The sequence below is a fragment of the Vibrio genomosp. F10 str. ZF-129 genome, assembly GCF_000287055.2.
Classification (GTDB): Bacteria; Pseudomonadota; Gammaproteobacteria; order Enterobacterales; family Vibrionaceae; genus Vibrio.
Genome location: NZ_AJYQ02000108.1, coordinates 1 through 8162, shown reverse-complemented (window position 1 = coordinate 8162; position 8162 = coordinate 1). Strand labels below are relative to the sequence as shown.

Genomic DNA, 8162 nt, shown 5'->3' with positions numbered 1-8162 from the left:
ATACCCATCAAGTTGCTGCAAAAATCAGCTTGAAAGATCAACACGCCCTAGCTATCAACAACCACTTTTTATTTCTATTAGCCTCAGTAAGAGATATCCAGATTGCTAAGCTATCCTCGCAGTGGTCTAATAGTCATAAGCTAATGACCCATCTGGTAAAACCAACATGCAACAAGAGCAACAACCTACCTTCTTCTTTTTCGATTACGAAACCTGGGGCACGAGTCCAGCGAAAGACAGACCGAGTCAGTTTGCGGGTGTGCGTACCGACGAAGATTTCAACATTATTGGCGAGCCTCTTGTTATTTATTGTCAGCCTCCTGCTGATTATTTACCTTCTCCTGAAGCGGCGTTGATTACCCGAATCACACCTCAAAAAGCCCTTGCGCAAGGTTTGCCTGAACCCGAGTTCATTACCAAGATTCATGACGAGCTTTCAAAACCAAAAACCACGAGCCTAGGTTACAACAGTATTCGTTTTGATGATGAGGTGACCCGCTATACCTGCTACCGAAACTTCATCGACCCCTACGCTTGGAGCTGGCAAAACGGTAACTCTCGTTGGGATTTGCTTGATGTGATGCGCGCCTGTCATGCTCTGCGCCCAGAAGGGGTTGAATGGCCAGAAAATGAAGAGGGTTATACCAGCTTTAAGCTCGAGCACCTTTCCGTTGCCAACGGAATTGAACACGAAAATGCACACGATGCTATGGCAGACGTAATCGCCACGATTGAAATGGCGAAAAAGCTAAAAGCCGCGCAGCCGAAACTGTTCAACTACTTCTTGAGCATGCGCCATAAACGAAAGCTGAACGAGTTAATTGATATCGTTAACATGACACCTTTAATGCATGTTTCCGGTATGTTCGGACGTGATTGCAATTATACCAGCTGGATTGTGCCTGTTGCATGGCACCCGACCAACCAAAATGCGGCAATCGTTGTGGATTTGGCAAAAGATCCTTCTCCCTTATTAGAGTTGAACACTGATGAACTTCTTACACGCTTATATACCAAACGCAGTGAACTCACAGAAGATGAGCTTCCCGTTCCTATTAAGCTCGTTCATATCAACAAGTGCCCGATTCTCGCACCAGCCAAAACCTTGACCGCAGAAAATGCTGAAGCTATCGGTATTAATAGAAAGCAATGCTTGGATAATCTGGCACGACTTCGTAGCCACCCTGAGATCAGGGAAAAACTCATCAGTGTGTACAGTGCAGACCGCGAGTATCCAGCCAGCGATGATGTCGATACGAAACTCTATGACGGTTTTTTCTCTCCCGCAGATAAATCAGCAATGGACATTATTCGCGCCACTGACCCTGCCAATTTAGCCGCTTTGGACATTCGCTTTAACGATGAGCGCATTGAACCTCTTCTTTTCCGCTATAGAGCGAGACATTACCCATTGTCTCTTGATGAACAAGAGCAAGTTAAATGGGCGAATCATTGCAGAGATTATTTTGAACAAAGGCTCGAAGGTTACATGCTGAATCTTGAAAACCTGGTCCACGAACATGAAAGTGATGAAAAGAAAATGGCCATTTTGAAAGCGGTGTATCAGTATGTTGAAAAGATAGCGTCTTAATCAGCTTTAGATAACACGCTTAGACAAACCGCATTAAAAGGAATGAATAACGGCTGGATGCACGATTTTATTGGTAAACATGTAATAAGGTAACGCACGATCAATGGCTATGAAATTGGCAAAATATTTGGTGTCCATGCTGCTCATTTTAGTGAGTTTATTGATTGGTAACACCCTCCAATCACTATTAAACACCGCCATTCCCGGCAGTATTTTTGGTATGTTAATACTATTTTCACTGCTCGCGAGTGGCCTTGTTTCTTCTGAATGGGTTAAATCGAGTGCCACGCTCCTGATTCGATACATGATTTTACTGTTTGTGCCCATTAGTGTCGGGCTCATGCTTCACTTCGACACACTGATTGAAAACGCGTTGCCTATCTTGGCCTCTACTATTGGGGCAACGTTCATTGTTCTTGTCGTACTGGGTTACTTTTTGGATCGCCTATTGAAGAAGGGGAACAAATGATGTGGCTACTGGTGACCGTCGTCGTTTTCCTATTTTCACGTTGGGTCAGTCAAAAAGTAAATAACCCATTATTTAATCCATTAGTGATCAGCATTAGCATTTTGATTCCCATATTAATTTGGTTAAAAGTGCCTTACGAACAATATTATGCAGAGAACCGATGGATAAATTATTTGTTGCAGCCCGCCGTCGTTGCGCTGGCTTATCCACTATACGAACAATTGCCACAAATACGGGCAAACTGGCGCATTATTATGTTGGCGTGCGGTGTCGGTAGCGTGCTTTCTATGTTTACCTCAACCATCATTGCCGTGTTCATGCAGACAGATCTAACCTTGATTGCCAGTTTCTTGGGGAAATCGGTTACAACGCCTATTGCTATGGAGGTTTCGAGCAGCCTTGGAGGCGAACCCGCCATGGCCGCAATTTTCGTACTGCTGGTTGGATTGTTTGGTGCGATTCTCGCTTACCCTATTTATAACCTACTAAACATCACCCACCCTATCGCTAAGGGATTGACCATGGGCACGGTTTCTCATGCGTTAGGCACCGCAACCTGTGCAGAAAAAGATCCTAAAGATGCGGCGTTCAGTTCTTTAGCCTTGGTCGTGTGTGGGGTGATCACCTCGATTCTCGCTCCATCGTTTTTCTCTTTAGCCGTGTGGTTGCTCATGTAGTCCGACTCACTGAACCTGATCCTTTACTCATGTTTGTTTACATAAAAAGGCGGGAAAACGAGAAAAATCATTCTAAAAAATGTGCCGCGTCACTCAATTGGTGTAATGTAACTCCTATTGCATTTATTAATGTGATCTATATCTCTGTTTATTATTTATCGTTCCCTAGAATGAATACCAATACAAAAAAGAGGTCGAACAATGAATACCCAAATGGAACGTGCACTGCAAGAAGCCCCTGAATCAATATCTCGCTTTTTATTACCGATTCTCCAAGATGATAGCTTTGACGCTACCTTATCTAAACAGCAATTTGAGCAACTCCTTGAAATCTCTGGTTTAGCAGACGCCGATTTGCGTGTTGCACTGTTGCCGTTTGCTGCCGCTTATTCCTACGCTCCGCTATCTCACTTTTTTGTCGGTGCTATCGTGAGAGGCCTATCTGGTCGGTTGTATTTTGGGGCGAATGTTGAGATTTCTGGCGTTCAGCTCGGTCAAACCGTCCATGCGGAGCAATCTGCCATCAGCCATGCTTGGATGAAAGGTGAAGAAGGGATTACTGATATTACAATCAACTTCAGCCCATGTGGTCACTGCCGCCAATTTATGAATGAACTCTCTACAGCAGATGAACTTGTTATTCAGCTCCCACAAAAAGACCAGAAATCGTTGCAAGAATATCTCCCTGAGTCATTTGGCCCTGCGGATCTTGGTATTGAAACCAGACTGATGTCTAAAGTCGATCATCTATTGACGACCAATGATCAGGACGTGTTGATCAACGTCGCGATGCAACGATTAAATGCCAGCCACGCACCTTACACTAAAAATCTGAGTGGCACGGCGCTTCGCCTGGCGAACGGGAAAGTCTATAGTGGTGCGTACGCTGAAAATGCAGCGTTCAACCCAAGTTTACCACCGCTTCAAGTTGCTATTATTCAATTACTGTTAGACGGTGAGTCGATCAACGATATCGCTTCAGCGGCACTGGTCGAAATGTCTGAAGGTACAATCAGTCACCTTGCTGATACTCAGGCAACGCTAGAAGCTATTAACCCAGACATTACGGTTTCTTATTTATCCGTTTAAGCTTTTGCGACAATCATTGACGACAAAACGTTGTTCATACCATTTAACAATGCTCAGCAATTGCTGAGCATTGTTTTTATCGCTATGACTCTGACGGGTGCTTTTCCGTTGCGGGACTGTGTAAAGATGGCGATCTAACGCCTATCTAAGATGTGAAAATACCACTTGCTGGTCGAGTTCACCTTGGTATTGCGTGTAATCCAACCCTTTCTCAAAAATATAGTGTGTCACTAGTGTTCGAATAGTGCTGACCAGCACATCAGAAGCCCAAGGTTTTTCAAAGTAGTGATTTATTCCAGCGACATTGATCGCCTCAATCGTATCCGACTGAGTGGCTTGGCCTGTCAGCAAGATTTTCTTTGTATGCATGAAACGTGAATCTAAAGAGACTTCCGTGAGCAGCTCGACGCCGGTTTTTCCTGGCATAACATGATCAGAAATCAACACGGCAACCATTTCACCATCCGCATCTAATTCATCCATTAGCTCCAACACTTCGTCAGCTGATTCGCAATCTTCTATATTTAGCCAATGAGTCAATGGTTCCAAATCTTGAAGTACCGCACTCAACACTTCTCGCTGATCGTCAACGCAAATTAAATTAAGCTTCTCCATGTTCACCCTCGATTGGTAACTTGATTCTAAAAATTGTTTTCTCTCTGTCGCTTTTTACTGCAATACTGCCGGAGTACCCAGCAACAATACGTTTGACTATAGAGAGCCCAAGGCCTAGGCCAAATGATAAGCCGCCTTTTTTTGTCGTAAAATTAGGTTGAAAGATCTTTCTTCGGATCGCAGGTTCTATTTCAGGGCCATTATTGGTCACCGTGACTAAAATTCTATTTTTATGCACCCGAGTATGAATATCGATGGCGGGTTCGTCACACTCTTCCATGGCATCACAGGCGTTTTTGATGATGTTAACCCAAACCTGAACAAGCTCAGTTTGAGATCCTTTGAACGGTGGAAGTTCAGCGGGCCGAATACGCACAGAGACTCTACGTAGATCGCTTTGTAACAATGCCACAGCTCGATGAATGGAATCGTTCACATCGAGTTCTTCATCTAGATCAATGTCGGTACGGCCGAGTTGTTTCACCGATTTGACAATTCCCACCGTGTGTTTTGATGCTAAGCGAAGATCATGTATATCGCGTCCCATTTGCCAATAACGAATCGCGTCTTTGGGAGACGTCAGCCAATGTTCATTCACTTCATCGGATTTCACAGCGCGAGCAAGCTCTCTTGCGATATCCTTGGGTAAATTGTACTTTTGTTCAAACAGCTTGCCCCTTTTGCGAACTTCGCTAGAGGTACTCTTTTGACCTTGCATTAAACCCACATCAAAAAACTGGCTCGCTTCCGGATGAATCTCTTCGAGTAACGTTAATAACACAGACTCTAATCGATCAGATGTACTGCTCACGACACCAATCGCATTATTAAGCTCGTGCGCTATTCCTGCGGCCAGCTGCCCTAACGTTGTCATTTGTTCTGCGGTGTGTAACTTTTGTAACGCTTGTTCTTTAGCCACCGCTTCTTCTGTCGCTCTGCGCTGACGACGGGACAATTCATTAACGATAACAGGGGTAAACTGTGCGGTTAATGGGCCATATATTTCTGGTTCAAAAGCTTGTATGGTTCTGTCTATCCATGCAAGTTGAGTATCGGATTTAGCGACAACGGTAGACGATGCAATCCACGTTTCAGAAAAGAAACTGTGTACGCCAATAAAGGCCCCTTCCGACGCTGAAAAGACCTTAGTTTGTAGATCGCCACCTTTGGTAAAATAACCCTCTAATTCACCGCTAACTACGTAATACAACCTGTCGTTATGCTCGCCCTGCTCTAGCACGACGGTGCCAGCAATCAGAGACAGTTTTCTATCGTTATCACTAAAGTAACGGCTAATGAGTTGATTGAATTTGCTGTTCGGCATCGTCCGTAGTTACCCTATATGTCCTACAGAATGTAAAATCCACACCATAACAAAGCTCAATAACACGCCAACGACACCCAGAATCACGCCCACCTTCGCCATTTGATGGGTCTGAACTTGCCCTGTCGCGTGCGCCAATGCGTTAGGTGGCGTACTGATGGGTAAAGACATGCCCAGCGAAGCAGCAAAAGTGACAACGAGAATCAAGGTTAACTCGCCACCTAGCGGTGTTAGAGATGCCATAGAAGCACCCAGCGCAGCCATGATAGGCATAAGCAAGTTGGCCGTTGCCGTATGAGACATAAAGTTGGCCATGACTAAACACAAGGTCGCCGCACCAAATAACACGACGTATGGTGAGTATTCGTCGAACGGGATACTGTGCACCATCAATCTTGCTAGGCCTGTTTTATCTAATGCAAGACCTAACGCGATACCACCAGAAACAAGCCACAGAACATCCCACGATATCTTTTTCAAGTCTTCTTTGTTGATAATGCCTGTCAGTGAGAAGATGGCAACCGGGATAAGTGCGACAGTGTATGAATTCATGCCGTGAGATGAGCCCATCAGCCATAATATGATCGTTGAGGCAAAGGTGATGTAAACGATAATCGCTTTCGGCGTTTTCAAAAACTTACCTTTGATACTTAGGTTAATGGTTTTCTGATCGGCTTTATAAATAAACCCAATTAAAAACCACGCCAACGCCATCATAATAACAACGAACGGCACACCAAACGCCATCCATTCACCGAAGGTAATCAGATTGTCACCCACCAAATATTTCAGGGCGATGGCATTGGGCGGGGTTCCAATCGGTGTCCCTATCCCGCCAATATTTGCCGCGACAGGTATGCACAATGCGAATGCCACTCTGCCAGGATCTTTAGGTCCAAAAACCGCTATAACCGGTGTCAAAATCGAGAGCATCATTGCGGTTGTCGCAGTATTCGACATAAACATCGAAAAAATGCCGGTAATGAGCATCAATCCAAGCATTACGTATTTAGGGTTTTGCCCAAATGGCTTGAGTAATACGCGCGCCAAGTTGACATCTAATCGATATTTGGTCGCTGCCATAGCAAGGAAGAATCCGCCTAAAAAGAGCATAATGATTGGGCTTGCGAACGTGGCCATGATCTCGTGATATTGAAGAAGCTCACCAAAATGCGGCTGGCCCTCTTCCAAACGAAAGAAGAAAATGCCCTTATTAGACAGCATTAACAGCTCTAAAACGATGATCACCACAGACGTCGCGTAAATCGGTATCGGCTCGAATACCCAGCACAGCGCGGCAAGTAAGAATATCGCGATGACCCGCTGTTGAATAATCGTCAAGCCCTCAAATGGAAACGCTGACAAGGGTAAACATAAAATGAACAGGGGGATAACAAGGGGAATGATGTATTTCATATACTGACGCATGGTACGGCAACTCTTCCTGAGATTAAGTAACGACACGATAATGACCCAAGGATCATTAATGGAGTAAATACTCCTTACCTTTAAGCCGTCTATTATTAAGGGGTTGTCGCTGATTTACTACGTTTTAGATCAATGAAACGTTATTTTTGTCAACGAAGCGTGTCGCGTTCGTTGTTTTTCTGTATCCATTTAGCTCTTTTTCATTCAATGATAAAACCCAAAAGCAAACGTTTGCTTTTGGGCTGATAATCAGTATGATCCCCGTCATAATTTGCTACCTGTAATTTACTATCTGTATTGATAACGAGGTTTTTATGTTTGGTACCGCGACGAGTAAAGATGCGACTCGAGTATTGCTTCTTGGATCTGGTGAATTAGGCAAGGAAGTCGCCATTGAATGCCAACGTTTGGGCTTTGAAGTGATCGCCTGTGATCGTTATAAAAATGCACCTGCAATGCAAGTGGCTCACCGTAGTCATGTTCTTGATATGCTCGATGGCGATGCGCTTCAAGCCATTATCGAACAAGAAAAGCCGGATTATGTTGTTCCTGAAATTGAAGCTATCGCAACCGACAAATTAGTTGAACTTGAAGCTCAAGGCCTCAATGTCGTCCCAACAGCGAATGCCACCAAACTCACAATGAACCGTGAAGGTATTCGTCGTCTTGCTGCTGAAGAACTAAACCTCACGACTTCGCCATATAAGTTTGCGGATACCTACGAAGAATTTAAAGCGGCGGTTGAATTTGCAGGTCTGCCATGTGTGTGCAAACCCGTCATGAGCTCATCAGGTAAAGGCCAAAGTGTCATCAAAACCTTCGAGGATATTCAAACAGCATGGGATTACGCTCAAGAAGGAGGCCGAACTGGCGCGGGCCGAGTCATTGTGGAAGGATTTATCGATTTTGACTATGAAATCACGCTTTTGACGGTTCGCGCTGTCGATGGGGTTCATTTCTGCCAACCGA

8 protein-coding genes are annotated in these 8162 nt (G+C 44.6%); 5 read left to right on the top strand and 3 right to left on the bottom strand.

The window, feature by feature from the left end:
- The first annotated feature begins 166 nt into the window (after window positions 1–166).
- From sbcB to cdd, 4 genes are all read left to right on the top strand, one after another.
- On the top strand, window positions 167–1591 hold the full coding sequence (gene sbcB / locus A1QO_RS13760) for an exodeoxyribonuclease I (RefSeq protein ID WP_017041383.1): 1425 nt from the start codon (window positions 167–169) through the stop codon (window positions 1589–1591).
- Window positions 1592–1694: 103 nt separating this feature from the next.
- Window positions 1695–2060, top strand: a complete 366-nt coding sequence (locus A1QO_RS13755; protein ID WP_017034953.1) for a CidA/LrgA family protein — start codon at window positions 1695–1697, stop codon at window positions 2058–2060.
- Window positions 2060–2737, top strand: a complete 678-nt coding sequence (locus A1QO_RS13750; RefSeq protein ID WP_026027067.1) for a CidB/LrgB family autolysis modulator — start codon at window positions 2060–2062, stop codon at window positions 2735–2737. Before A1QO_RS13755 ends, A1QO_RS13750 begins: the two co-directional genes overlap by 1 nt.
- Window positions 2738–2938: 201 nt before the next feature.
- Complete coding sequence (gene cdd, locus A1QO_RS13745; protein WP_017038485.1) at window positions 2939–3826, top strand: cytidine deaminase; 888 nt, start codon at window positions 2939–2941, stop codon at window positions 3824–3826.
- Between the two features lie 141 nt (window positions 3827–3967).
- On the opposite strand, the gene A1QO_RS13740 is transcribed toward cdd, so the two are convergent.
- From A1QO_RS13740 to A1QO_RS13730, 3 genes are read right to left on the bottom strand one after another with little or no spacing between them, the layout of a single operon-like run.
- Window positions 3968–4441 carry a response regulator gene (locus A1QO_RS13740; protein WP_017034956.1) on the bottom strand — a complete coding sequence of 158 codons (474 nt, stop codon included), beginning with the start codon at window positions 4439–4441 and terminating at the stop codon, window positions 3968–3970.
- Window positions 4428–5765: an ATP-binding protein gene (locus tag A1QO_RS13735; RefSeq protein WP_017041381.1), complete on the bottom strand. Its 1338-nt coding sequence runs from the start codon at window positions 5763–5765 to the stop codon at window positions 4428–4430. Before A1QO_RS13735 ends, A1QO_RS13740 begins: the two co-directional genes overlap by 14 nt.
- 9 nt (window positions 5766–5774) lie before the next feature.
- Window positions 5775–7193: an SLC13 family permease gene (locus A1QO_RS13730; protein WP_017040320.1), complete on the bottom strand. Its 1419-nt coding sequence runs from the start codon at window positions 7191–7193 to the stop codon at window positions 5775–5777.
- Window positions 7194–7507: 314 nt separating this feature from the next.
- On the opposite strand from A1QO_RS13730, the gene purT reads away from it, so the two are divergent.
- The coding region (gene purT / locus A1QO_RS13725; RefSeq protein ID WP_017041380.1) for a formate-dependent phosphoribosylglycinamide formyltransferase at window positions 7508–8162 on the top strand (655 nt) is incomplete at its 3' end.

What these genes read in the sequence shown, in the direction of transcription:
- A1QO_RS13740 (WP_017034956.1), bottom strand. Translation starts at nt 4,441, where the DNA reads ATGGAGAAGCTTAATTTAATTTGCGTTGACGATCAGCGAGAAGTGTTG.
- A1QO_RS13735 (WP_017041381.1), bottom strand. Translation starts at nt 5,765, where the DNA reads ATGCCGAACAGCAAATTCAATCAACTCATTAGCCGTTACTTTAGTGAT.
- sbcB (WP_017041383.1), top strand. Translation starts at nt 167, where the DNA reads ATGCAACAAGAGCAACAACCTACCTTCTTCTTTTTCGATTACGAAACC.
- A1QO_RS13750 (WP_026027067.1), top strand. Translation starts at nt 2,060, where the DNA reads ATGTGGCTACTGGTGACCGTCGTCGTTTTCCTATTTTCACGTTGGGTC.
- A1QO_RS13730 (WP_017040320.1), bottom strand. Translation starts at nt 7,193, where the DNA reads ATGCGTCAGTATATGAAATACATCATTCCCCTTGTTATCCCCCTGTTC.
- cdd (WP_017038485.1), top strand. Translation starts at nt 2,939, where the DNA reads ATGAATACCCAAATGGAACGTGCACTGCAAGAAGCCCCTGAATCAATA.
- A1QO_RS13755 (WP_017034953.1), top strand. Translation starts at nt 1,695, where the DNA reads ATGGCTATGAAATTGGCAAAATATTTGGTGTCCATGCTGCTCATTTTA.